Consider the following 24779-nt stretch of genomic DNA (forward strand, 5'->3'; position numbering starts at 1 on the left):
CGAAGCGGCCGTCCGGATCGGAGCGTCGCGCGCCCCGGGGGGTCTGGGGCGGGCGACTGTCCGATCGGTGAGGAGACCCGGAGCCGAGGGCCCCGGTTGTGTGCGCGAGGCACGACCAGGTCGAAGCTGGGGAGGCCCCGGCCTGATACCGCTCACGGTGCCCCGTGAGCGGGTGTATCTCTCATCTGGGTAGAACCTACGGCAGGGGGTGGACGCTGGACAGCCGGAACGGCGTCCTGCCATCCACCCCGCACACGTTCTTCACATGGTCCGCAAGGGTCGCGGCCCAGCTCAGATGCGCGCCAGCGCCTGCTCCAGGATGTCGAGGCCCTCGTTCAGCAGGTCGTCGCCGATCACCAGCGGGGGCAGGAAGCGCAGGACGTTGCCGTAGGTGCCACAGGTCAGGACCAGCAGGCCCTCGGCGTGGCACGCCTTGGCGAGGGCGGCCGTCGCCTCGGGGTTCGGCTCCTTGGTCCCGCGGTCCTTGACCAGCTCGATGGCGATCATCGCGCCCCGGCCCCGGACGTCGCCGATGACGTCGTACTTCTCGGCCATGGCGGAGAGGCGGGACTTCATCGTCGCCTCGATGGACTTGGCCTTCGCGTTGAGGTCCAGCTCCTTCATCGTCTCGATGGAGCCGAGCGCACCGGCGCAGGCGACCGGGTTGCCGCCGTAGGTGCCGCCGAGGCCGCCCGCGTGCGCGGCGTCCATGATCTCGGCGCGGCCGGTGACCGCGGCCAGCGGCAGGCCGCCCGCGATGCCCTTGGCGGTGGTGATCAGGTCGGGGACGATGCCCTCGTCCTCGCAGGCGAACCACTGGCCGGTGCGGCAGAAGCCGGACTGGATCTCGTCGGCGACGAAGACGATGCCGTGGGCGGACGCGAACTCGCGGATCGCCGGGAGGAAGCCCTTGGCGGGCTCGATGAAGCCGCCCTCACCGAGCACCGGCTCGATGATGATCGCGGCGACGTTCTCCGGGCCGACCTGCTTGGTGATCTGGTCGACGGCCTGCGCGGCGGCCTCCGGACCGGCGTTCTCCGGGCCGGTGGGCCAGCGGTAGCCGTAGGCGACGGGGACGCGGTAGACCTCGGGCGCGAACGGGCCGAAGCCGTGCTTGTACGGCATGTTCTTCGCCGTCAGCGCCATCGTGAGGTTGGTGCGGCCGTGGTAGCCGTGGTCGAAGACCACGACGGCCTGGCGCTTGGTGTACGCGCGGGCGATCTTCACCGCGTTCTCGACGGCCTCGGCGCCGCTGTTGAACAGCGCCGACTTCTTGGCGTGGTCGCCCGGCGTCAGCTCCGCCAGCGCCTCGGCGACGGCGACGTAGCCCTCGTACGGCGTGACCATGAAGCAGGTGTGGGTGAAGTCGGCGAGCTGCGCGGAGGCGCGGCGCACGACGGCCTCGGCGGACGCGCCGACGCTCGTCACGGCGATGCCGGAGCCGAAGTCGATCAGCCGGTTGCCGTCGACGTCCTCGATGATGCCGCCGCCCGCGCGCGCGGTGAACACCGGCAGCACGGAACCCACGCCCTGGGCGACCGCGGCGGTACGGCGGGCCTGAAGCTCCTGCGACTTCGGGCCGGGAATGGCGGTGACGACGCGGCGCTCCTGCGGAAGTGCGGTCATGCGGGGCTCCTGGGGGTGTAACGGGACGCTTGCTTCCTTTTTTCGCAGGCTAGGGCGGGCGGCGGGGGGTGGGCATGCTCCATCTGGGCGTTGTCCGGGGGGTCGGTTGTCCGTGGTGGACATAGCCGTACGGGACATGTCCACCACGGACCGGCCACGTAAGCGGTGAACTCCCCTTCGGACGGCGTTAGATTGACTCGCTGATGGGTCACGCACGGCAGGGAACGGCTGGTCAGGGGGCAAGCGCAATGGACAGCGACGGGAACCGGGACGCACGGGGCACGCACGCGAACCCTGTGCCGCGCCCGGCGGGGCCGCCTCGGATGCCCGCGATGCCGCCCCGTCCGCCGTCCGCGCCACCGCCGCCGGACGGCTCGGCCTTCCTGTCCTGGCTGCGCACCCCGCGCCCGGACGCCGCGCCCGGCGTCTGGCGGTTCGGCTACCGGCCGCGGCCGGACGAGGAGCCCGAGACGATCCCGGGCCGCCAACTGCTCAGCGGGGCGGTGATCGCCTTCCTCGTGGGCTGGCTGATCTGGTCGCTGCTGTGGAACGGCTACCTCGGCGGCTGGTGGCTGCTGCCGCTCTACGCGATGATCCCCGAGTCCTGGGTGGACCCGCACAGCTTCACCGCCGTCGTGGTCGTGTACGCCTACTACACCCTCGTCGCCGGCACCATCATGGTCGGCGTCGGCCGCCTCGGCCGCTGGAGCGAGATCTGGCGCCGCTACGGCCCGCCCGCCTGGCGCCCCCGCCCGGCGGCGGCCGGTGAGCGTGCGCCCGCCCCCGAGGAGGACCCCGCCGCCTGGCCCGCGCTGCGCGCCGCCGGGGCCGCCGACGCCGCCGAGCGGCTCGCCGCGGACGCCCGCGCCGGGCTGATGCGCGACGTCGACCACGCCCGCATCGTCCGCGCCTGGCAGGGCGTGCGCACCGGCCGCCACAGCCTCGCCACGTTCACCGGCGCCGTGCTCAAGGACGGCGCCGCCGCCTGTCCGCACCCCTCCGGCGCCCGTGACCTGCCCGGCAGGCAGGCCCGGCACGACCTGGTCACCGGTCAGGTTCGGCTCGGCACCACCGCCGACGACCCCCGCAACCCCTACGCCTACCGCGGCACCGGCCTCGCCCTCGGCCCCGAGCTGCTCGGCACCTCCCTGCTCGCCGTCGGCCCCGCCGGGTCCGGCAAGACCGGCACCGTCGTCCGCCCGCTCGCCGAGTCGCTGTGCCTGCACGCCCTCGCCGGACGCGCCGCGGTCGTCGCCGTCGGCGCGGCGGGCGCCGGGATCGGCCCGGCCGACTCCTACGACGTCGTCGTACGCATCGGCAACCCGGACTCCGTCTACGACCTCGACCTCTACGGCGGCACCACCGACCCCGACGAGGCCGCCGCCGTCCTCGCCGAGGCCCTCGTCGGTGATCTGACCGACCCGCAGCCGGGCAACGACAGCCGCCGCGCCACCACCGTGCTGGCCCAGCTGCTCGGCCCCTTCCGGGCGGTGCACGACCGGTTCCCGTCCGTCCCCGAGCTGCGGCAGTTGCTCGACGGCGCGCCCGAACCGCTGGCCGCGCTGCGGGCGGCGCTGCGGCGGGCCGGACAGGAGTCGCTGCTGCGGGAACTGGACGCCCGCGAGCGGCAGCTCGCGCACCCGGGCGATGTCGCCGGGGTGCTCGCCGACCGGGTCGCGCTGCTCGACCGGCCCGCGTTCGCCGGGTTCTTCGACACCTCCGGGCAGTCGCGGCCCTTCTCGCTCAAGGCCCTCGACCACCCGGTGCGCGTCCGCGTCGACCTGCCCGCGCGCGGCCACGCCGACGCCTCCCGCATCCTGGCCCGGCTGGTGCTCGCCCAGTTCACGGCGAGCGTGGCGGTACGGGAGGACCGGTCGCTGTTCGCCTGCCTGCTGCTGGACGACGCCACCGGGGTGGTGACGCCGGAGGCGGTGCGCGGCATCCAGCGGCTGCGGTCGGGCAACGCGGGCGCCGTGCTCACCCTGCGCAGCCTGGACGACGTACCGCGTCCGCTGCGCGGCCCGCTGCTCGGGGCCACCGGCTGCCGGATGGCGCTGGCCGGGCTCACCCCGTGGGACGGGCAGGACTTCGCCGAGGTCTGGGGCAAGGAGTGGACCGAGGCCCGGGACGTCACCGACCGCCAGATCATCGCCGACAGCCCGGCGGGCAAGGCGTGGCACGCGGTACGCCGGGTGATCACCGGCAAGGCGGCGACCGCGCGGGCGGTGACCGTACGGCAGGTCGAGCGGGAGCGCTGGTCCGCCTCCGATCTGGCGCACGCGGTGCCGCCGGGGCACGCGGTGCTGTCGCTGACCAGCGTGCGGGGGGAGCACGCGCCGCCGCTGCTGGTCGACCTGCGGGAGAACCAGGCGTGACCTTGGCCGATAAGTGACGGTCGGGTGGGTTCGTGGTCTCCCGCGGACCGTACGGTGAGGCAGAATCGAGGGAGGTCGTTCATACACGGCGGCCAAAGGATCACCGGGATCGCCCACCGCCCCGCTCAGCCACCGACCTGAAGGCCCCATGCCTCCCACGCTCGCCTCGCTCGTCCACCACTCCGCGCTCAAACTGGCCGTGCGCGCGGGCGAGGACCGCCTCGACGTGCCGGTGCGCTGGGCGCACGTCAGTGAACTGGCCGATCCGGTGCCCTACATGGAGGGCGGGGAGCTGCTGCTGATCACCGCGCTGAAGCTGGACGCGGAGAACCCCGAGTCGATGCGGCGGTATGTGAAGCGGCTGGTGGGGGCGGGGGTGGTCGGCCTCGGGTTCGCGGTCGGCGTCAACTACGAGGACATCCCCGGGGCCCTCGTCGACGCGGCCCGCGAGGAGGGGCTGCCGCTGCTGGAGGTGCCGCGCCGCACGCCCTTCCTCGCCATCAGCAAGGCCGTGTCGGCGGCCATCGCGGCCGACCAGTACCGGGCGGTGACGGCGGGCTTCGCCGCCCAGCGCGAGCTGACCAAGCAGGCGCTGGCGGAGGGCCCGGAGGGGCTGCTCACCGCGCTCGCCGCGCAGGTCGACGGCTGGGCGGCGCTCTACGACGCCTCGGGCGCCGTGGTCGCCACCGCACCGGAGTGGGCGGTGCGCCGGGCGGCCCGCCTCACCGCGGACGTGGAGCGGCTGCGCGAACGCCCCGCGCCCGCCTCCTCCGTCGTCGGCGGCCCCGAGCACGAGGACCGCGTGGAACTGCACTCCCTCGGCACCGGCCGCCGCCCCCGCGCCGCGCTCGCCGTCGGCACGGCCGCCGCCCTCGGCACCGCCGAGCGCTACGCCGTCCACTCGGCCATCGCCCTGCTCACCCTGACCACGGAACGCTCCCGCTCCCTGCACGCCGCCGAACAGCGCATCGGCGCGGCGGTCCTGCGCATGCTGCTGGCCGGACAGCCCGACCACGCCCGTGCCGTCGCCGGGGACCTGTACGGCGGGCTGCTCGACGCCCCCTTCCGGACCATGGTCGCCGAGAGCGACGCCGGGCAGGCCGGTCTCGCCGGGCTCACGGAGACGGTGGAGGCGGCAGCCGCCCGCGCCGGTGAGGCGGTGCTGGTGGTGCCCGAGGGGGAGCGGCTCGTGGTGCTGGCGGCGGACGGGGGCGCGGCGGTGGCGGCCTGCGGGGAGTACGCGGCCGAGCGGGAAGCGGCCCGCAAGGCGACCACCGAGGAGGACGACATCGTCCTCGGCCTCTCCGCCCCGGCGGGCCCGATCGCCGCCGCTGCCGCCTACAAGCAGGCCGAACAGTCGCTGTCGGTGGCCCGCCGCCGGGGCCGGGTCATGGTCGAGCACGAGCAGCTCGCGGCGGGCTCGGTCCTGCCGCTCCTCGCCGACGACGCGGTCCGCGCCTTCGCCGACGGTCTCCTGCGCGCCCTGCACGAGCACGACGCCACCGGCCGCGGCGACCTCGTCGCCTCCCTGCGCGCCTGGCTCTCCCGGCACGGCCAGTGGGACGCTGCCGCCGCCGACCTGGGCGTCCACCGGCACACCCTGCGCTATCGCATGCGGCGGGTGGAGGAGATCCTCGGGCGGTCGCTGGACGACCCGGACGTGCGGATGGAGCTGTGGCTGGCGCTGAAGGCGACCAGCTCGGAGTAACCCTGGTCGAGGGCGCCAATCCGGTGTACCCCCGCCCGCCACTGCTACGAATCGGACAACCGACGCCCCAGCCCCGCGCCCCTACCGTGGGACCAGGAAAGCAGCACCCCTACAACGCGGAAGGGCCGGGACTCCCATGACCTCCACCCACGCCTTCTGGCTCGCCGGCCGTCAGGCCACCGGCGAGGACACCCTCGACGTCACCTCCCCGTGGGACGGACGGCTGGTCGGCACGGTCAGCGTGCCGACGGACGCCCAGGTCGAGGAGGCCGTGGCCGCCGCGTACGCCGTGCGGGACGAGTTCGCCGCGACGCCCGCGCATGTGCGCGCCGCCGCCCTCGACCACGTCAGCCGCAGGCTGGTGGAGCGCACCGAGGAGATCGCGCGGCTGATCTCCGCGGAGAACGGCAAGCCGGTCAAGTGGGCGCGCGGCGAGGTCGGCCGGGCCGTGTCCGTGTTCCGCTTCGCGGCGGAGGAGGCCCGCCGCTTTAACGGCGGCGAGGCACAGCGGCTGGACACCGACCTCGGCGGTCAGGGACGGCTCGCCCTCACCCGGCGCTTCCCGAAGGGCGTCGTCCTCGGCATCGCGCCCTTCAACTTCCCGCTCAACCTCTGCGCGCACAAGGTCGCCCCGGCCATCGCCGCCGGTGCCCCGATCATCCTGAAGCCCGCGCCCGCCACCCCGCTGTCCGGCCTGGTCATCGGTGAACTGCTCGCCGAGACCGAGTTGCCCGCCGGGTCCTGGAGCATCCTGCCGGTCTCCAACGACCGGATGCCCGCCCTCGTCCAGGACGAGCGCCTGCCGGTGATCTCCTTCACCGGCTCCGAGAAGGTCGGTTACGCGATCATGGACTCGGTGCCGCGCAAGCACTGCACCCTGGAACTGGGCGGCAACGGCGCGGCCGTCGTCCTCGGCGACTACGCGAGCGACGCCGACCTGGACTGGGCGGCCCAGCGCATCGCCACCTTCTCCAACTACCAGGGCGGCCAGTCCTGCATCTCCGTGCAGCGCGTCATCGCCGACGCGTCCGTGTACGACCGGCTGCTGCCGCGCATCGTCGCCGCCGTCGAGGCCCAGGTCACCGGCGACCCGGGCGACGACGCCACCGACGTCGGCCCGCTGGTCAGCGAGGACGCCGCCCAGCGCGTCGAGGCGTGGGTCCAGGAGGCCGTGGACGCGGGCGCCACCCTGCTCACCGGCGGCAAGCGCGACGGCGCCTCGTACGCCCCGACCGTCCTGACCGACCTGCCCGCCGATGTCACCCTCGCCTGCGAGGAGGTCTTCGGACCGGTCCTCAGCGTCCAGAAGGTGGACGGCGAGGAAGCGGCCTTCGCCGCCGCCAACGACTCCAAGTACGGCCTCCAGGCGGGCGTGTTCACCCACGACCTCCAGGCCGCCTTCCGCGCCCACCGCGCCCTCGAGGTCGGCGGCGTCGTCATCGGCGACGTCCCCTCCTACCGCGCCGACCAGATGCCGTACGGCGGCGCCAAGCAGTCCGGCGTCGGCCGCGAGGGCGTGAAGTTCGCGATGGACGACTACACCTACGAGCGGGTGCTGGTGCTCACCGGCCTCGCGCTCTGAGCCTTCGGCGACAGCCCACAAGGGGCCCGGCACCGCGGTGCCGGGCCCCTCGCCGTCGTCGGCCCACGTCCGGACCCTCAACCGGAGAAGCCGACGTGCGCGAGCCGCAGGGGGCCGCGCAGTCTGAGGTGGACGTCGTGCACGCCCTCGGCGGAGACGGGGGTGGTGAGGGTGGTGTAGGCGTACGGGCCGGAGGTGGGGGTGGGCGGGGTGAGGGTCGCCCACGGAGCGGTGTCGCCGTCGAGGGAGATCTCCACCGTGCCCCCGCCCGCCACCGTCACCGACAGCCCGGTGACGCCCGTGCCGAAGTCGCAGTCGCGGTAGACCAGTTCGCCGGTGCCGCCCGTCGCCGGGGTCACCGCGTCGCCGGAGACCTTCGTGCGGTCGACGATCTCGATGCCGCTGTGGTCGTCGAAGTCGGCGGCGGGCAGGCCCCGTTCCAGGACCGGGCGGGGGGCGCCGGGCGTGCCGTCCAGGGTCACCGTCGTACGGAGGCGGATGTCCTCGCTGGAGGCGCCGATCAGGAGGTCGTACGGGCCCGGGGTCAGGTGCCAGCGGCCGTGGGCGACGTCCCAGGACTCCAGGGCGGTGAACGGGACTTCGAAGGTGACCCGCTCCGTCGCGCCCGGGGCGACCGTGACCCGCTCGTGGGCGAGCAGCTCGCGGCGCGGGCGGGGGGTCACCGACGGTGCCGCGGACCGGGCGTAGAGCTGGGCCACCTCCGCCGCCGGGCGGTCGCCGGTGTTCGTGAGCGTGCAGGTCACCCGTAGGGAGTCGGCGTCCACCTCGGCCGTCGCGTCGCCGTATGCGAAGGGCACGTACGACAGGCCGTGGCCGAAGGGATGGAGCGGGGTGCCCTCGAAGTACAGGTACGTCTGGCGGGTGCCGATGACGTCGTAGTCGAGCAGGTCGGGAAGGTCGGCGTCGGAGGCGTACCAGGTCTGCGGGAGGCGGCCGGACGGGGAGACGTCACCGGCCAGGACGCGGGCCAGGGCGGTGCCCGCGGACTGGCCGCCGTGCGCCGTCCACAGGAGCGCGGGGAGCGCGGACGCGTCCACCGCGTAGGGGTAGGCGGAGGTCAGCGCCAGGACCGTGTGCGGGTTGGCGGCACGGGCGGCGTCCAGGAGGCGCCGCTGATGCGCGGGGAGGCGCAGGGTCGTACGGTCCTCGGTCTCGCGGCCGTTGATGTGCGGGTCGTTGCCCGCGACCACCACGACCACGTCGGCGCCCGCCGCGGCCCGGGCGACCGCGTCCTCGCCGCGTTCGGCGACGACCAGCTCGAAGACCGACGGGTTCTCCTCGGCAACCTTCACACCGTCGGCGGCGACCTGGACGTGGCGACCTGTGCCGAGATGCCGGAGGAGGTGACCGTCCCCATGGGGTTCCAGGCTGAACGTCTCCTGGACCACCCAGCCGCCGGGCTGGTCGGCGGACGCCCGTACGTACCCGTCCTCGGCGACCGAGAGATAGCGGCCGTCGGGCGCGCGCAGGGTCAGGACGCCCTCGTCCCAGTCGACGAGGGCGAGTTCCGTGCCCACGGGGTCACCGGTCAGCGGGGGCAGGTCGGTGCGGCCCGCGAGCAGGGCCGGGTCGAGGGCGCCCTCGGCGGCGCGGGTGGTGGCGGTGGTCTCCGGGGCCGGGGGGACGCGCAGGAAGGTGCCGTCGGAGGTGCGCAGGCGGACGCGGTCGACGCCCTCCGCGAAGGTGACCCGCTCGGCGCCGAAGCGCTCGTACAGGCCCTCCAGCGGGGTGGAGCGGTGCAGGAGCGTGCCGCTGTACCAGTCGAGCTTGCACTCGTCGGCGAGCAGGCCGACCACCGCGATCCGGGTGCCCGGGGCCAACGGCAGCAGGCCGTCGTTCTTGAGCAGGACGACCGCCTGCTCCGCGGCCTCCTGGGCGAGCGCGCGGTGTTCGGGGGTGTCGAAGGCGCCGGGCTCGTCGTAACCGTCGAACTCGCCGAGGCGGTAGCGGACCGAGAGCTGGCGGCGGACGGCGGTGTCCACGTCCGCCTCGGTGAGCAGGCCGCGCTCCAGCGCCCCGCGCACCCGGGCGACGATCTGGGAGCTGTCCGTGCCGTGGTCGGTGAAGCTGTCGACGCCCGCGCGCAGGGCGGCGGCGGTCGCCTCCTCGTGGGTGTCGAAGTACTGCTCGGAGTCCACCAGGTTGGAGGGCGCCCCCGCGTCCGAGCAGACCAGCAGGTCCTCGTCGGTCCAGGTGCGCAGGTGCTCGCGCAGGTAGGGGGAGAGGTGGTTGGGGCGGCCGTTCACCAGGTTGTACGCGGGCATCACCCCGGCCACCGCGCCCGCCTCGACCGTCTCGCGGAACGCGCGCAGGTCGTACTCGTGCAGGACACGGGGGCGGACCGAGGCGGAGGAGGTGTCGCGGTCGGTCTCGTTGTTGTGGGCGAGCCAGTGCTTCAGGACGGGCGCGGTGCGCCAGTACGTCGGATGACTGCCGCGCAGGCCCCGGGTGTACGCCGTGGCGATCGCCGAGGTGAGCCGGGGGTCCTCGGAGTAGCCCTCCTCGTTGCGGCCCCACAGTGGGTGGCGCAGCAGGTTGACGGTCGGGGACCAGACGTTGAGGCCGACGCGGTCGTCCCGGGCGCGCATGGCGCGGACCTCCTTCGACACCGCGTCCCCCACCCGGCGCACCAGGTCCGGGTTCCAGGTCGCCGCCAGGCCCACGGCCTGCGGGAACACCGTCGCCGGGCCCATCCACGCCACCCCGTGCAGGGCCTCCTGGCCGGTGCGGAACGCGGCCACGCCAAGGCGCTCGACGGCGGGCGCGAACTGGTGCAGGAAGGACACCTTCTCCTCGAGCGTGAGCCGCGACAGCAGGTCGTCGATGCGCTTCGCGAACGGCAGCTGCGGATCGCGGAACGGCGGCGTGGGCGGCGGATGAGCGGTCACGTGGGATTCCCCTTGCGATGGAGCGGCGAGGCTCTTTCGAAGCGCTTCGATGCTGGTTCGACGGGCGGGTGGGTGTCAAGACGTACCACCGCACCAACTCCGTGTCCCCAGCGTCATTTCAAGGCACATACGAGTGAGATCCGATCCGCCGCGGGACCGCCACACATCGGAGGAATCTTGGAATCGACCCTTGTGCGCCCCTCCGTGTTCACTTAACCTCGCAGCAACATCGAAGCGCTTCGACGAACCAGGAGTGCCGCCAGGAGGTGCGTAGTCCTCCGACGTTCCTCCGACGTTCCTCCGAGGGCCGCTTCGGCCTGGCCCGTTCCAATCGAGACACCTCAGCCGACGGCTCCACCGCCGGGTGTCCTGGTGCGCCACGAAGGGTTGACGCAATGACGCCGAACGCCGCTTCCGCCTCCTCCGCTCCCAGCCGGAGAAGCTTCCTCGCCTCCACGGCGGTCGCCGCCGTCGCGGTGGGCGGAGGAGTACCGCTGCTCACCGCCTGCGGCGGTTCGGACAGCGGCTCGCGCGAGGGGACCACCGCGGGCAAGGACGCGAAGAAGCTCCTGCCCGCCTTCGTGGCGCAGAGCGTGGTGACGCCGGACGTCCCGGCGAAGAACGGCTCCGCCGCCGGGTTCACCGGCAAGCTCGACCTGGCCGGGCTGAAGACCTCGGTGCCCAAGAAGCTCGGCAAGGGCGGCAGCGTCAAGATCATGTCGCCGTTCTGGGGCTCCCCGCCCAAGAGCGACAACGCCTACTACCAGGCGATGAACGACCTGATCGGCGTCGACGTCGGCTGGCAGAACCAGGACGGCAACACCTACGACGAGAAGCTCGGCGCGGTCCTCGCCTCCAGCAGCATCCCGGACGTCGTGGTCGTCCCCGGCTGGAACATGGGCGGCAAGATACCCAGCGCCATCATCAGCAAGTTCGCCGACCTCGGCCCGTACCTCTCCGGCGACAAGGTCAAGGAGTACCCGAACCTCGCCGCGATCCCCACCGAGTCCTGGCAGCGCTCCATCTTCGGCGGCAAGCTGCTCGGCCTGCCCATGCCCGCCCCGTACGTGCCCAACATCGTGCCCTTCTACCGCAAGGACGTCTTCGACGCGGAAGGGTACGAGATCCCCACCTCCGCCGACGAGTTCCTCGCCCTCGCCAAGGAGATCACCAACGCCCGGGCGAAGGTGTGGGCCTGCGAGGACATGAAGTGGACGGCGTTCAACAGCTTCGGTGTGCTCTCCGGCGAGGAGAAGCCGCTCGGCTGGGGCCAGGCCGACGGCAAGCTGGTCTACCGGGTGGAGACCGACGCCTACCTCGAGGCCCTGGAGTGGACGCGCAAGCTCTACGCGGCCGGGGTCGTGCACCCCGACGCCAAGGCCTCCACCAACACCGACCCCGCGGTCCGCTTCGGGTCCGGGCAGAGCCTGATCTACAACCAGGACATCTCCCAGTGGTACGGCCGCGCCGCCGAACAGGCCGCCCAGAACCCGGACTTCGAGATCGGCGGCATGGACATCTTCGGCCACGACGGCGGCGACCCGGTGCTGTGGGCCAAGCAGCCCGCGGGCATCTGGGCGTTCGTCAACAAGAAGGCGTCCGAGGCGGTCATCCGTGACGTGCTCGCCGTCGCCAACGTCACCGCCGCCCCGTACGGCACCAAGGAGTACATGCTCACCAACTACGGCGTGGAGGGCACCCACTACACCCTGGAGAACGGCACGCCGGTCAAGAACGACAAGGGCAACACCGAGGTCCTCAACGCCTACGTCATGATCGCCAGCCCCGCCCCCACCATCGCCCACCCCGACCTCCCCGAGATCGCCAGGGCGCAGGTCGAGTGGCAGCAGCGGATGGGCGCCTTCACCCGGAAGAGTCCGTTCTGGGGCCTGCAGATCACCGAGCCCGCCCGCTACACCAACCTCTCCAACGACTTCGAGCAGTTGGAGGACGACATCGTCCGCGGTCGCAAGAAGGTCGGCGACATGCAGCAGGCCGTCTCCGACTGGAAGAAGCAGGGCGGCGACAAGCTGCGCGACTGGTACCAGAAGCTGCTGGACGACAACGGCCCGGCCAACTGACCGCCATCCGAGGCAAGGAGTAGGCCGTGTCCCACAGCACGGTGGACCGCAGCAGGGCCGAGGCGAAGACGGCGACGGAGACCCCGGCGGGGTCCGACGGCCCGGCCGGGTCCGGCAAGCGGCGCCGGGAGGCCAAGCTGGGCCTGCGGCCCCGCTTCCGGCGCGACCGCACGCTCGTCCTGATGACGCTCCCGGCGCTGCTGCTGGTGCTCGTCTTCAACTACGTCCCGATCCTGGGCAACGTCGTCGCCTTCCAGGAGTACGACCCGTACGTCAGCGAGAACGGGTTCGTCGCGATCTTCCACAGCCCCTGGGTCGGCTTCGAGCAGTTCGCGCGGATCTTCGAGGACTCCGCGTTCTGGGACGCGGTGAGCAATACGCTGGTGCTGTTCTTCCTCCAGCTCGTGCTGTTCTTCCCCATCCCCATCGTGCTCGCGCTGCTCATCAACAGCGTGATCAGGCCCCGGGTGCGGGCGGTCGCGCAGGCCATCCTGTACCTGCCGCACTTCTTCTCCTGGGTGCTGGTCATCACCGTCTTCCAGCAGATCTTCGGCGGCGCGGGCATCATCGCCCAGACCCTGCGGCAGCACGGCTACGAGGGCTTCGACCTGATGACCGACCCCGGGATCTTCAAGTTCCTGGTGACGGCGGAGGGCGTCTGGAAGGACGCGGGCTGGGGCATCATCGTCTTCCTCGCCGCGCTCGCCTCGGTCAGCCCCGACCTGTACGAGGCCGCCGCGATGGACGGCGCCGGGCGCTGGCGCAGGATGTGGCACGTGACCCTGCCCGCGCTGCGGCCGGTGATCGCGCTGCTGCTGGTGCTGCGGGTCGGCGACGCGCTGACCGTCGGCTTCGAGCAGATCCTGCTGCAACGGGACGCGGTCGGACCGGGCGCCGCGGAAGTCCTCGACACCTATGTGTGGTGGAACGGCGTCCGCAACCAGGACTTCAGCTATGCCGCCGCCGCGGGCCTGGTCAAGGGCGTGGTCAGCCTCGGTCTGGTCCTCGCGGCGAACAAGGTGGCCCATCTCATGGGCGAGCAGGGGGTGTACAAGAAGTGAGCGCCGTGAGCGGGAGGTCACCGGTACGGAAGGCCAGCGGCTGGGCCGCGCCACCCCGTCCGGTGTGGGAGGAGCCGCCGAGCCGGGCCGGGCTCGCGGGCAAGGGCATCGTCATCGGGGGTGCCTGCCTCGCGGTGCTGTTCCCGCTGTGGATCGTCATCGTCACCAGTCTGTCCACCAAGCAGACCATCACCGAGGCGGGCGGTCTCGTGGTGATCCCCCGGGATCTCACCTTCATCGCCTACGAGGAACTGCTGAGCGGGGGCCAGGTGACGCGGGCGGCCATCGTCAGCGTCGGGGTGACGCTCGTCGGCACGCTGTTCTCCATGACGGTGTCCGTGCTCGCCGCGTACGGGCTGTCGCGGACCGGGTCGGTGGGGCACCGGTGGATGCTGATGACGCTGCTCGCGACCATGTTCTTCGGCGCGGGGCTCATCCCCACCTATCTGCTGGTGCAGTCGCTGGGGCTGACGGACACGTATCTCGCGCTGATCCTGCCCAGCGCGGTGAGTGTGTTCAACATTCTGGTGCTGCGCGGGTTCTTCATGGGCATCTCGCCCGAACTCATCGACAGCGCGCGGATCGACGGGGCGGGGGACTGGCGGATCCTGTGGCGGATCGTCCTGCCCCTGTCGCGGGCCGTGATCGCCGTGATCACGCTGTTCTACGCCGTCGGGTACTGGAGCGCGTGGTTCAACGCGTCCATCTACCTGACGGACCAGGACATGATGCCGTTGCAGAACGTGATGATCCAGCTGGTGCAGAAGCAGGAGGCGCCGGTCGGTCTGGGGCAGGCCATCAAGACGGGGGAGTTGTCCTCGCTGGCCGTGCAGATGGCCGTGATGGTGATGGCGTTGTTGCCGGTGGCGGTCATCTCGCCGTTCGTGCAGCGGCATTTCAAGAAGGGGATGCTGACGGGGGCGGTCAAGGGCTGAGGCCCGGGTGCGGTTCGAACTCTCCCATTCTTCAAGACGAGGTGTGTCATGCCCATGTCCTACGACCCCGGTCGGCGAACCGTCCTTGCCGGAGCCGCCGCCGTCTCCGCCCTGCCGCTCCTCGGAGCCGCACCGGCGCACGCCGCGCGGGCCGAGGGCGGTTACCGCTGGCGCAACGTCGCCATCGGCGGCACCGGATTCATCACCGGCGTGCTGTTCCACCCCTCCGTACGCGGGCTCGCGTACGCCCGTACCGACATCGGCGGCGCCTACCGGTGGGACGACCGGCGAGCGCGCTGGACACCGCTGACCGACCACATCGGGTGGGACGACTGGAACCTGCTCGGCGTGGAGGCGATGGCGGTCGACTCCGCCCACCCCGACCGGCTGTATCTCGCGGTCGGCACCTACGCCCAGCCCTGGGCCGGGAACGGCGCCGTCCTGCGCTCCGAGGACCGGGGAGCGACCTGGACCCGGACCGACCTGACCGTGAAGCTCGGGGCCAACGAGGACGGACGCGGCACCGGCGAGCGGCTGCTCGTCGACCCGCGCGACAGCGACACCCTCTGGCTCGGCACCCGCCACGACGGCCTGCTGAAGTCGACGGACCGCGGCGCCACCTGGGCCCCCGCCACCGGCTTCCCGCCCACCCCCGGTGACCCCGGCCAGGGCGTCACCCTCCTCGTCGCCGCCGGACGGACCGTGTACGCCGGGTGGGGCGACGGCGCCCCCCACCTCTACCGCACCCTCGACGGCACCACCTGGACGCCCGTCCCCGGGCAGCCCACCGGCACCGCCGCCAGGGTCCCCGTCCGCGCCGCCCACGACCGCCACACCCGCGCCCTCTACGTCACCTACGCCGACGCCCCCGGCCCCAACGGCCAGTCCGACGGCAGCGTGCACCGGCTCGACACCGCCCGCGACCAGTGGACCGAGGTCACCCCGGCCGCACCCGGCGAGGGCGACACCTTCGGGTACGGCGGAGTGGCCGTCGACGCCCGGCGCCCCGGCACGGTGGTCGTCTCCACCAACAACCGCTGGGCGGCCGTCGACACCCTGTACCGCTCCACCGACGGCGGTCGCACCTGGACGTCCCTGAAGGAATCGGCCGTCCTCGACGTCTCCGAGACGCCGTACCTCAAGTGGGGCGGCGACGCGCCCAAGTTCGGCTGGTGGATCCAGGCGCTCGCCCTGGACCCGTACGACTCGAAGCACCTCGTGTACGGCACCGGCGCCACCCTCTACGGCACCCGGGACCTCGTGCACTGGGCCCCGTGGATCCGGGGGCTGGAGGAAGCGTCCGTGCGGCAGCTGGTCTCACCGCCGACCGGTCGCGCCCACCTGCTCAGCGGGCTCGGGGACATCGGGGTCATGTACCACGAGAGCCTGACGTCGTCCCCGGCCCAGGGCATGGCCGCCAACCCCGTCTTCGGCACCGCCACCGGGCTCGCGCAGGCCGCCGCCGAGCCGTCGTACGTCGTGCGCACGGGCTGGGGTGACGGCGGGAACGGCGCGTACTCGCGTGACGGCGGGCGGACCTGGGCGCCCTTCGCCGCGCAGCCCGCCCTCGCCAGGGACGCCCCGGGCCCGATCGCCGTCAGCGCCGACGGGGCCGTGCTGCTGTGGACCTTCGTGCACTGGGACGGCACGAAGTACGCCGCCCACCGCAGCGACGACAACGGCGTGACCTGGGCGGAGGTGCCGTCCTTCCCCAAGGGCGCCACACCCGTCGCCGACCCGGTCGATCCGGCGCGCTTCTACGCCTACGACACCGACGCCGGGACGCTGTACGCCAGCACGGACGGCGGGCGCACCTTCGCCGCGGGGGCCGCCGGGCTGCCCGCCGGGGACAGCCAGTTCAAGGTGGTGGCGGCGCCCGGGCGAGTCGGCGACCTGTGGCTCAGCACGAAAGGGAACGGGCTGTACCGGTCGGTCGACGGCGGGGGCGCCTTCGCCAAGGCCGACAGCTGCCGGGCGTCGTACACCCTCGGCTTCGGCAAGGGACTCGGCGACTACCCGGCCGTCTACCAGGTGGGCGCCACCGACGCCGTCACCGCCGTGCTGCGCTCCGACGACGAGGGGCTCAGCTGGACGCGGATCAACGACGACCGGCACCAGTGGGGGTGGACCGGCGAGGTCATCACCGGTGATCCGCGCGTCTACGGCCGGGTCTACCTCGGCACCAACGGGCGCGGCATCCAGTACGGGGAGCCGGTCTGATGCCCGCGCTCGGCGACACCACCCGTGGCCGCATCCTCTTCGGCGGGGACTACAACCCCGAGCAGTGGCCCGAGGAGACCTGGCCGGAGGACGTCCGGCTGATGAAGGACGCCGGGGTCAACTCCGTCACCGTAGGCGTGTTCTCCTGGGCCCGCCTCGAACCCCGGCCGGGGGCACGGGAGTTCGGCTGGCTGGACCGGCTGATGGACCTGCTGCACGCGCACGGCATCGGGGTCGTCCTCGCCACGCCCACCGCCTCGCCCCCGCCGTGGCTCGGACGGCTGCACCCGGAGACGCTGCCCCGGGACGCCGACGGCCGCGTGGAGTGGTGGGGCGGGCGCCAGCACTTCTCGCACTCCAGCGCCGTCTACCGCCGGTACGCCGCCGCCATCACCGAGGACCTGGCCGCCCGTTACGCGGGCCACCCCGCCCTCACCCTGTGGCACATCAACAACGAGTACTGCACGGCCGACCACGGCGACGAGGCCGCCGCCCGCTTCCGCGGCTGGCTGCGGGCGAAGTACCGGACCATCGACGCCCTCAACACGGCCTGGGGAACGGCCTTCTGGAGCCAGGGCTACGACGACTGGACCGAGGTGCTGCCCGCCCGGCACACCCACTACCTGAAGAACCCCGCCCAGGTGCTCGACTTCCGGCGCTTCACCTCCGACATGCTCCTGGAGTGCTTCACCGCCGAACGGGACATCGTCCGTCGGCACACCCCGCACCTGCCGGTCACCACCAACTTCATGCCGCTGTTCTTCGGCCAGGACGCCTGGCGCTGGGCCGAGGAGGAGGACGTCGTCTCCGTCGACCTCTACCCCGACCCGCGCGATCCGCTCGGCGCCCAGCACGGCGCCCTGGTGCAGGACCTCACCCGGTCCCAGGCCGGGGGCCCGTGGATGCTGATGGAGCAGGCGGCCGGAGCGGTCAACTGGCGGGGCGTGAACCACCCCAGGCCACGCGGCCTGAACCGGCTGTGGTCCCTGCAGGCCGTGGCCCGGGGCGCCGACGCCGTCTGCTACTTCCAGTGGCGGCAGTCCCGGCAGGGCGCGGAGAAGTTCCACTCCGGGATGGTCAGCCACGCGGGGGAGCGGGGCCGGACGTACCAGGAGGTCAGACAGCTCGGTGCCGAGCTGGCGCGGATCGGCGGCGAGGTCGCGGGCCGGGACGTCACCGCCGAGGTCGCCGTCCTGCACGACTGGCACGCCTGGTGGGCCGCCGAGCAGGACGGCCGTCTCTCCCGCCGGGCCGACCAGCCGACCCTGCTGACCGCCTGGCACCGGGCGCTCTGGGAGGAGGGGATCACCACCGACTTCGCGCACCCCGAGCACGATCTGTCCGGGCGGAAGCTGGTCGTCGTACCGCAGCTCTACCTCCTCACGGACGCCGCCATCGACAACCTCCGCGCCTATGTCGACGGCGGCGGCACCCTCGTCTGCGGTTTCCTCACCGGGGTCGCCGACGAGGACGACCGGATACGGCCCGGTGGCGTCGACGCCCGGCTGCGCGAGCTGTTCGGCATCCGCACGTTGCACGAGTGGTGGCCGCTGGACGAGGGGGAGACCGTCGGGTGCGACGGCTTCGACGGCACCCTGTGGTCGGAGGAGATCGAGCCCGTCGATGACCTCGACGAGCGCATCGACTACCTCGGCGGCGAGCTGGACGGGCTGCCCGCCGTGCTGCGCCAGGGGCGGGCCTGGTACGTCTCCACCCTGCCCGAGCCCGCCGCGCTGCGGGCGCTGCTCGGGCGGATCGCCGCGCGGGCGGGGGTGCGGCCCGTGCTCGACGGGCTGCCCGCGGGCGTGGAGGCGGTACGGCGGGGTGAGGTGCTGTTCGTCCTCCACCACGGGCGGGAGCCGGTCACCGTCGCCGTGCCCGGTGTCCACCGGGACCTGCTGACGGGCGCCGTCGTCCGGGACGAGGTCCGGCTCGGACGCTTCGGAGTGGCGGTGCTGACCCCATGACCTCCGCACCCGTGCACGGCACCTGGGAGCCGCACCCCGCCGCCCGCTGGGAGGACGCCTTCCTGAGCGGCAACGGCCACCATGGCGCCCTCGTGTTCGGTGACCCGAACGCTGACCGTGTCATCGTCACGCATCACAGCCTCGTACGCCCGAACGGCGCGCATCCGCGCCCACCGCGCCTCGCCGCCCGACTCCCCGCCCTGCGACACCGGTTGCTGGCCGGGGACGCGAGGGCCGCCGAGGAGTTCACGGACGGGCGGGACCTGCAGTGGGTGCGGGCCTTCCACCCCGCCTTCCAGATCCGCCTTGACCGGTCCGACGAGGAGCCCCGCGACTACCGCCGGGCCGTCGACTTCACCACCGGCGAGGTGACCGCCCGCACCGGGGACTGGAGCAGCCGGGTCTTCGTCTCCCGCGCGGACGACGTGATCGTCCAGGAGGTGGCGGGACCCGGACTGGCCGTCCGTGTCCGGCTGGACCACCATCTCAGCGGTGCGCCCCTGGCGTTGAGCGTCGGAAGCGGGGTCCTGCGCACCCCCGAGGGTGCCGTCCTGAGCCTGCGTGCCGGGTACCCGGACAGCGGCCTCGCCTACACCGGCGTCACCCTCGCCCGGGTCACCGGCGGCCGGACCAGCCTCACGCCGCCCGGTGTGCGCGTCACCGGCGCCGAGTCGGTGCTGCTGCTCACCCGGGTGCGCCGGCACACCGGCGAGCTGGACGTGGTCGCCGAGACCCGCGCCCTGCGTGAGCTGTCGGCGTCGTACGACGACCTCCTCGCCCGGCACCTGACCGCGCACCGCACCGCCTACACCCGCGTCACCCTGGACCTCGCCGCCGACCCGGCCGAACGCGCCCTGCCCGGCTCCGAGCTGCTCAAGCGCCCGCAGAGCCCGGCCCTCCTCGAACGCCTCTTCGCCGCCGGGCGCTACCACCTGCTCTCCGCCAGCGGCCTGAACCCGCCCCGGCTGACCGGCCTGTGGACCGGCGAGTGGAACACGGCGTGGTCCGGCGCCTTCACCTACGACGCCAACCTCAACCTCCAGACCGCCTCCGCCGCCGCGGCCCACCTCCCCGAGGTGACCGAGGCACACGCCGCGCTCGTCCAGCGCCAGCTGCCGGACTGGCGGGACAACGCCCGTGAGGTCTTCGGCACCCGGGGCGTCGTCGCCCCCGGGCACAGCGACGGCGAGTCAGGACACTCGTACCACTTCAGCCGGGAGTACCCGCTGCACCTGTGGACCGCGGGCGCCGACTGGCTGCTCAAGCCGCTCGTCGACCACGACGAGACCCAGGGCGAACGCGACCCGCGCACCGCCGCCGCGCTCGCCGAGGTCGCGCACTTCTACGAGGACTTCCTCACCCGCGCCGACCGCGACGGCCGTCTCGTCGTCGTCCCCTCCTACTCGCCCGAGAACCGCCCGGCGAACGCCAGTTGGGGCACGGTCAACGCGGCGATGGACCTGTCCGCCGCGCGGCACGCCCTGCGCACCGCCGCCGCGTACCACCCCGGGCACGCCGACCGCTGGCTGGCCCTCGCCGACCGCCTCCCCCCGCACCGGGTCAACGAGGACGGCGCCCTCGCGGAGTGGGCGTGGCCCGGCCTCGACGACTCCTACGACCACCGCCACCTCAGCCACCTCTACGGCGTCTGGCCGCTGGACGAGATCAACCCCTACGACACCCCGGACCTCGCCACCGCCGCCCACCGTGCCCTCGCCCTGCGCGGCCCCGAGAACGACTCCGCGCACGGCCACCTGCACCACGCCCTGATCGCGGCCCGGCTCCGCGACCGCGACCGGGTGACCGCCGCGCTCGCCCGCGTCCTGGAGGGCGACTTCTTCCACACCTCCCTGATGAGCGCCCACTACCCCCACCGCGACGTCTACAACGCGGACGCCGCCCACACGCTCCCGGCCGTACTGATCGAGGGGCTGGTCCAGTCGACCCCGGACCGGCTGGTGCTGCTGCCCGCGCCACCGTGCCCGCGCGGGGCGGTACGCGGGATCCGCACCCGGTTCGGCGCGGGGGTCGACCTCACCTGGCGCCCGGACGGCGCCACGGCGGTCGTACGGCCCGACCGCACCCACCGCGTCGAACTCAGGACTTCCTCCGGCGCCGAGCCGCTCGACCTCGTCGCCGGGGAGGACCGCGTCCTCACTCTCGGGGCGTGGTAACCCCCCGCACCATCCCCCCACCCATGGAAGGGACACCATGGCAACCAGCACCCTGAGCAAGGTCACCAAGGCCCTGCTGGCCCCGGCGCTCGCCCTCGGCGCCACCGTCGGCCTCGCCTCCGCCCCCGCGCACGCCGCGATCTGGAACAGCTGCGACCAGTGGGGCAACACCAGCCTGAACGGCTACACCCTCTACAACAACATCTGGGGCTCCGGCGCGGGCAGCCAGTGCGTCTGGGCCAACTCCGGGATCAACTGGGGCGTGTGGGCCAACCACCCCAACACCGGCGGCATCAAGTCCTACCCGAACTCCAAGAAGGTGATCAACAAGCCCATCACCTCCATCACGTCCCTCACCAGCAGCTACAACGTCACGGTCCCGGCGGCGGGCGCGTACAACACCTCGTACGACATCTGGGACACGGACTACGACTACGAGATCATGCTGTGGGTCAACTACCACGGCGCGGTCGGCCCGCTCGGCACCTCGCAGGGCAGCGTCAGCCTGGGCGGCCACACCTGGAACGTGTACAAGGGCAGCAACGGCCACAACGAGGTGTTCTCGTTCCTGCGCACCTCGGACTCCACCTCCGGCACGGTCAACATCCTGCCGGTCCTGAAGTGGATCAAGGACACCAAGGGCTGGATGGGCAACGAGACCATCGGTGACGTCCAGTTCGGCTACGAGATCACCTCGTCGTCGGGCGGCCTGGACTTCGTCACCAACAACCTGACGGTCAGCGGCGGCTGAGCCGCTCAGGCCCGCTCGACCTCGGCCCGCAGGGCGTTGTAGTCGGCGAACACCGACTCGACCCCGGCGCGGTCGAGGCCGTACCGGGTCAGCTCGTACCGGTGCGGTCGCGAGCCCCTGGGGCGCGCCGCGACCTCCGGCAGCCGCGCGGCGTCCGCGTCCGTCCAGCGGGCGCCGACGGCGGCGTACAGCTTCGGGGCGCCCGCGGCCGGGTCGGTGCCCAGCCAGGAGTACGGCACGTCCACCAGCTGCTCCGGGGGTATCGCGGCCCGGGCGTCCAGGGCCCGGCGCATCGCCCGGCCCAGCAGCTCCAGCCAGGTGGCGCCGATGCCGTGCGGGTCCACGGGGTGGGTGCTGACGGCCATGCCGTGCTCGATCAGCGAACAGAACGACGCCACGACGGTGACCGGGTCGCGGTGCGTCCACACGATCGTCGCGTCCGGGAAGACCGTGCGCAGCGCGTCCAGGTTCTCCAGGTGCATCGGCGACTTCAGGATCCAGCGGCGGCGCGGACGCCCGTACTGGAGCACCTGGAACACCCGCTTCAGATGCCGGTAGTCGTCGGTGAAGTCCCGCCCGCAGTGCCATTCCTGGTACGCCGGTATGCGGGCCTGGGACAGCGGCATCAGGGCGTGCGGCAGGGCGAAGGTGCATTCCTCGGGGCCCTCGGCGACCATCGGGTGGATGTCCCGGAAGCGCGGTACGAACAGGTCCGTGCCCCGCACCATCCGGCGGGCCGCCGCGATCGCCCTGCGCTGCTGCACCGGCGTGGTGTGCAGGGCCGGGGTGAGCAGCTCCCACAGCAGTGGGCTGCGGTGTCCGTCCGCCAGCGACAGCAGGCCGTGGGTGAGCGTCGTCGCGGTGCGCGGCAGGCCCACCACGAACACCGGCCGCTCGATCGGCTCCCGCTCGATCGCCGGGTGCTCGGCGGTCAGCCGCCGGATGCGGGCCCGGTTGGTGAGGTGCCTGCGCACGTGCACCTGCGCGGACTGCCAGCCGACGGGGGTGAGGTCCTCGGCCGCGGCCCAGTGCCGCAGCAGCAGCCGGAACCCGTCGGCGAACTCCTCGTCCCCGCCCAGGTCGTCGCCCAGGGTCCGCCCGGACTCCTTCCGCACCGCCCGCCCGGCCTCCGCGAGCAGCCGGTCGAAGACCTGGTCGGGGTCCCGGCGGGACCGGGACATCGGCCTCGCCAGCACATTGGCCAGGGCGAGGGGGCGCGAGACGGTGGTCACGGGGCGGCTCCTTTCCACCTGACGACCTTAACGGGCGCCACTGACAGGCGAGTTGTGCCGCCCCACCCGGTGGCTACTCCGCCACCGGCAGCCGTGCCCCGTCCCGCAGGAACAGCGGGATGCGGTCCAGCGGCGCCTCGACCGTGACCGTCTCGCCGCCCTCGTACGTCGCACCGGTCCACGCGTCCGTCCAGCGGGCCCCCGCCGGGAGGTAGGCCGTCCGGGCCGTCGCGCCCGCCGTCAGGACCGGGGCCACCAGCAGGTCGGGGCCGAGGAGGTAGGCGTCGTCCACCTGCCAGGCGGCCGGGTCGTCCGGGAACTCCAGGAACAGCGGGCGCATGACCGGGAGCCCCTGCTCGTGGGCCTCCCGCATGACCTCCAGGACGTAGGGCCTGAGGCGTTCGCGCAGGCGCAGGTACTTCTCCAGGACCGGGTACGCCTCCTCCCCGTACGACCACACCTCGTTCGGGCCGCCCGTCATCTCCGGGCCCAGCGGCATGCCCGGGTCGCGGAAGCCGTGCAGGCGCATCAGCGGGGACAGCGCGCCGAACTGGAACCAGCGGACCAGCACTTCGCGGTACGACGCGTCGTCCGGGTCGCCGCCGTGGAAGCCGCCGATGTCCGTGTTCCACCAGGGGATGCCGGACAGGGCGGTGTTCAGACCGGCGGCGATCTGGCGGCGCAGGGTGGCGAAGTCGGTGCCGATGTCGCCGGACCACAGCGCGGCGCCGTGGCGCTGACTGCCCGCCCACGCCGAGCGGTTGAGGGTGATCACCTCGTCGACGCCCGCCGCGCGCAGGCCCTCGTCGAAGGTGCGGGCGTTGTCGGCCGGGTAGAGGTTGCCGACCTCCAGGCCGGGGCCCGCCCAGTAGCGCAGGTTCTCCGGGAAGCCCGGCTTCAGCTCCGGTTCGCAGGCGTCCAGCCAGAAGGCGGTGATGCCGTACGGGTCGAGGTAGTTCTCCTTCACCTTCGACCACACGAACGCGCGGGCCTCCGGGTTGGTGGCGTCGTAGAAGGCCACCTGCACCGTGGACGCCACCTCCTTGTCCGGCCAGTCGGCGTGGGCCAGGGGGCCGTACTGGGTGCCGATGAAGTAGCCGCGCTGTTCCATCACCGGGTGGTTCTCGGAGAGCGGGGAGACGGACGGCCAGACCGAGACGACGAGCTTGATGCCCAGCTCGTCCAGCTCACGGACCATCGCCGCCGGGTCGGGCCACTCCTTCGGGTCGAACCTCCACTCACCCAGGTGGGTCCAGTGGAAGAAGTCGCAGACGATCGCGGAGATCGGCAGCCCGCGCCGCTTGTACTCGCGGGCCACGGCGAGCAGTTCGTCCTGGGTGCGGTAGCGCAGCTTGCACTGCCAGAAGCCCGCCGCCCACTCCGGCAGCATCGGGGCGCGGCCGGTCACCGCGCTGTAGCGGCGCTGGGTGTCGGCGGGGGTGCCCGCGGTGATCCAGTAGTCGATCTGGCGCGCCGAGTCCGCCACCCAGCGGGTGCCGTTGTGGGCCAGCTCCACGCGGCCGATCGCCGGGTTGTTCCACAGCAGGGTGTAGCCGCGGCTGGAGGTGAGCACCGGGACGGAGACCTCGGCGTTGCGCTGCACCAGGTCGACGACCAGGCCCTTCTGGTCGAGGCGCCCGTGCTGGTGCTGGCCCAGGCCGTACAGCCTCTCGTCGTCGTAGGCGGCGAACCGCTGCTCCAGGCGGTGGTGGCCGTTGCCGACGGCCGTGTACAGGCGCGGGCCGGGCCACCAGAAGTGGGCGCGCTCCTCGGCGAGGAGTTCGGTGCCGTCGTCCGTGCGCAGGAAGCGGACCAGGCCCCCGGCGTCGACCGTGACGGTCAGCGCGCCGACGGTGAGCTGGGCCTGGCCGTCCTCGGTCTTGACGGTGGACCCGGTCGGCGGGGCCTCGGCGAGCAGCGCGCCCGGCAGCCCGTCCAGCAGCGGGCCGCCGAGCCGGGCCCGCACCCGGACCGCGTCCGGGCCCCAGGGCTCGACGCGTACGGTCTCCTGACGGCCGCTCCACTCCAGCGCGCCGTCCCGCTCGCGGAACGTGCCGAGGGTGGGGGAGGACTGGGCGAGGCTGACCTTGGGCTGGTTCACGTGGGTACTCCTGAGGGCGGGCAGGGGTGGGCTCGGGAGGCCGTACGGGGAGGTGAG

14 protein-coding genes are annotated in these 24779 nt (G+C 72.9%); 10 read left to right on the forward strand and 4 right to left on the reverse strand.

Annotated features, from left to right (window positions below):
* Nucleotides 1-291: 291 nt before the first annotated feature.
* Nucleotides 292-1626: a 4-aminobutyrate--2-oxoglutarate transaminase gene (gene gabT / locus ACFVQG_RS31365; RefSeq protein WP_383389800.1), complete on the reverse strand. Its 1335-nt coding sequence runs from the start codon at nucleotides 1624-1626 to the stop codon at nucleotides 292-294.
* Nucleotides 1627-1874: 248 nt separating this feature from the next.
* On the opposite strand from gabT, the gene ACFVQG_RS31370 reads away from it, so the two are divergent.
* The 3 genes from ACFVQG_RS31370 (at nucleotide 1875) to ACFVQG_RS31380 (ending at nucleotide 7291) form a co-directional block, all read left to right on the forward strand.
* A complete protein-coding gene (locus tag ACFVQG_RS31370; protein ID WP_383389802.1) occupies nucleotides 1875-4001 on the forward strand; it encodes an ATP-binding protein in 2127 nt (708 codons plus the stop codon).
* A 148-nt stretch (nucleotides 4002-4149) separates the two neighbouring features.
* On the forward strand, nucleotides 4150-5709 hold the full coding sequence (locus ACFVQG_RS31375; protein ID WP_383389804.1) for a PucR family transcriptional regulator: 1560 nt from the start codon (nucleotides 4150-4152) through the stop codon (nucleotides 5707-5709).
* Nucleotides 5710-5845: 136 nt separating this feature from the next.
* Nucleotides 5846-7291 (forward strand): aldehyde dehydrogenase family protein, encoded by a 1446-nt coding sequence (locus ACFVQG_RS31380; protein ID WP_383389806.1) that lies wholly within the window; start codon nucleotides 5846-5848, stop codon nucleotides 7289-7291.
* A gap of 77 nt (nucleotides 7292-7368) precedes the next feature.
* Here the strand turns inward: ACFVQG_RS31380 and ACFVQG_RS31385 are convergent, their stop codons facing one another.
* Nucleotides 7369-10200 (reverse strand): glycoside hydrolase family 3 C-terminal domain-containing protein, encoded by a 2832-nt coding sequence (locus tag ACFVQG_RS31385; RefSeq protein WP_383389808.1) that lies wholly within the window; start codon nucleotides 10198-10200, stop codon nucleotides 7369-7371.
* Nucleotides 10201-10595: 395 nt separating this feature from the next.
* Here ACFVQG_RS31385 and ACFVQG_RS31390 point away from each other — a divergent pair, with 395 nt between their 5' ends.
* The 7 genes from ACFVQG_RS31390 to ACFVQG_RS31420 are packed head-to-tail and all read left to right on the forward strand — an operon-like array spanning nucleotide 10596 to nucleotide 21389.
* Nucleotides 10596-12281, forward strand: coding sequence for an extracellular solute-binding protein (locus ACFVQG_RS31390; protein WP_383389810.1), 1686 nt, complete (start codon nucleotides 10596-10598; stop codon nucleotides 12279-12281).
* Nucleotides 12282-12307: 26 nt separating this feature from the next.
* Entirely contained in the window at nucleotides 12308-13342 is a 1035-nt protein-coding gene (locus ACFVQG_RS31395) for an ABC transporter permease (RefSeq protein WP_383389812.1), read from the forward strand.
* Nucleotides 13339-14277, forward strand: a complete 939-nt coding sequence (locus ACFVQG_RS31400) for a carbohydrate ABC transporter permease (RefSeq protein ID WP_383389814.1) — start codon at nucleotides 13339-13341, stop codon at nucleotides 14275-14277. Before ACFVQG_RS31395 ends, ACFVQG_RS31400 begins: the two co-directional genes overlap by 4 nt.
* Before the next feature lie 54 nt (nucleotides 14278-14331).
* Complete coding sequence (locus ACFVQG_RS31405; RefSeq protein ID WP_383389816.1) at nucleotides 14332-16497, forward strand: 1,4-beta-glucanase; 2166 nt, start codon at nucleotides 14332-14334, stop codon at nucleotides 16495-16497.
* Nucleotides 16497-18464, forward strand: a complete 1968-nt coding sequence (locus tag ACFVQG_RS31410; RefSeq protein ID WP_383389818.1) for a beta-galactosidase — start codon at nucleotides 16497-16499, stop codon at nucleotides 18462-18464. Before ACFVQG_RS31405 ends, ACFVQG_RS31410 begins: the two co-directional genes overlap by 1 nt.
* Complete coding sequence (locus tag ACFVQG_RS31415; RefSeq protein WP_383389820.1) at nucleotides 18461-20638, forward strand: glycoside hydrolase N-terminal domain-containing protein; 2178 nt, start codon at nucleotides 18461-18463, stop codon at nucleotides 20636-20638. The genes ACFVQG_RS31410 and ACFVQG_RS31415 overlap by 4 nt, the downstream gene beginning before the upstream one ends.
* A gap of 37 nt (nucleotides 20639-20675) precedes the next feature.
* The gene (locus ACFVQG_RS31420; RefSeq protein WP_383389822.1) at nucleotides 20676-21389 is read left to right on the forward strand and encodes a hypothetical protein; all 714 of its coding nucleotides are present in this window, start codon (nucleotides 20676-20678) and stop codon (nucleotides 21387-21389) included.
* 5 nt (nucleotides 21390-21394) lie between these two features.
* On the opposite strand, the gene ACFVQG_RS31425 is transcribed toward ACFVQG_RS31420, so the two are convergent.
* Together ACFVQG_RS31425 and ACFVQG_RS31430 are read right to left on the reverse strand one after the other, a co-directional pair.
* Nucleotides 21395-22621: a sulfotransferase family protein gene (locus ACFVQG_RS31425; RefSeq protein ID WP_383389824.1), complete on the reverse strand. Its 1227-nt coding sequence runs from the start codon at nucleotides 22619-22621 to the stop codon at nucleotides 21395-21397.
* Nucleotides 22622-22694: 73 nt separating this feature from the next.
* Entirely contained in the window at nucleotides 22695-24722 is a 2028-nt protein-coding gene (locus tag ACFVQG_RS31430) for a TIM-barrel domain-containing protein (RefSeq protein WP_383389826.1), read from the reverse strand.
* Between the last annotated feature and the right edge of the window lie 57 nt (nucleotides 24723-24779).

Origin of the sequence: Streptomyces sp. NPDC057877 (assembly GCF_042796855.1) — a bacterium.
Taxonomy (GTDB): domain Bacteria; phylum Actinomycetota; class Actinomycetes; order Streptomycetales; family Streptomycetaceae; genus Streptomyces.

Excerpts from the sequence above, each read along its gene's own strand:
- ACFVQG_RS31405 (WP_383389816.1), top strand. The coding sequence starts at position 14,332 with ATGTCCTACGACCCCGGTCGGCGAACCGTCCTTGCCGGAGCCGCCGCC.
- ACFVQG_RS31415 (WP_383389820.1), top strand. The coding sequence starts at position 18,461 with ATGACCTCCGCACCCGTGCACGGCACCTGGGAGCCGCACCCCGCCGCC.
- ACFVQG_RS31375 (WP_383389804.1), top strand. The coding sequence starts at position 4,150 with ATGCCTCCCACGCTCGCCTCGCTCGTCCACCACTCCGCGCTCAAACTG.
- gabT (WP_383389800.1), bottom strand. The coding sequence starts at position 1,626 with ATGACCGCACTTCCGCAGGAGCGCCGCGTCGTCACCGCCATTCCCGGC.
- ACFVQG_RS31370 (WP_383389802.1), top strand. The coding sequence starts at position 1,875 with ATGGACAGCGACGGGAACCGGGACGCACGGGGCACGCACGCGAACCCT.
- ACFVQG_RS31380 (WP_383389806.1), top strand. The coding sequence starts at position 5,846 with ATGACCTCCACCCACGCCTTCTGGCTCGCCGGCCGTCAGGCCACCGGC.
- ACFVQG_RS31390 (WP_383389810.1), top strand. The coding sequence starts at position 10,596 with ATGACGCCGAACGCCGCTTCCGCCTCCTCCGCTCCCAGCCGGAGAAGC.
- ACFVQG_RS31420 (WP_383389822.1), top strand. The coding sequence starts at position 20,676 with ATGGCAACCAGCACCCTGAGCAAGGTCACCAAGGCCCTGCTGGCCCCG.
- ACFVQG_RS31410 (WP_383389818.1), top strand. The coding sequence starts at position 16,497 with ATGCCCGCGCTCGGCGACACCACCCGTGGCCGCATCCTCTTCGGCGGG.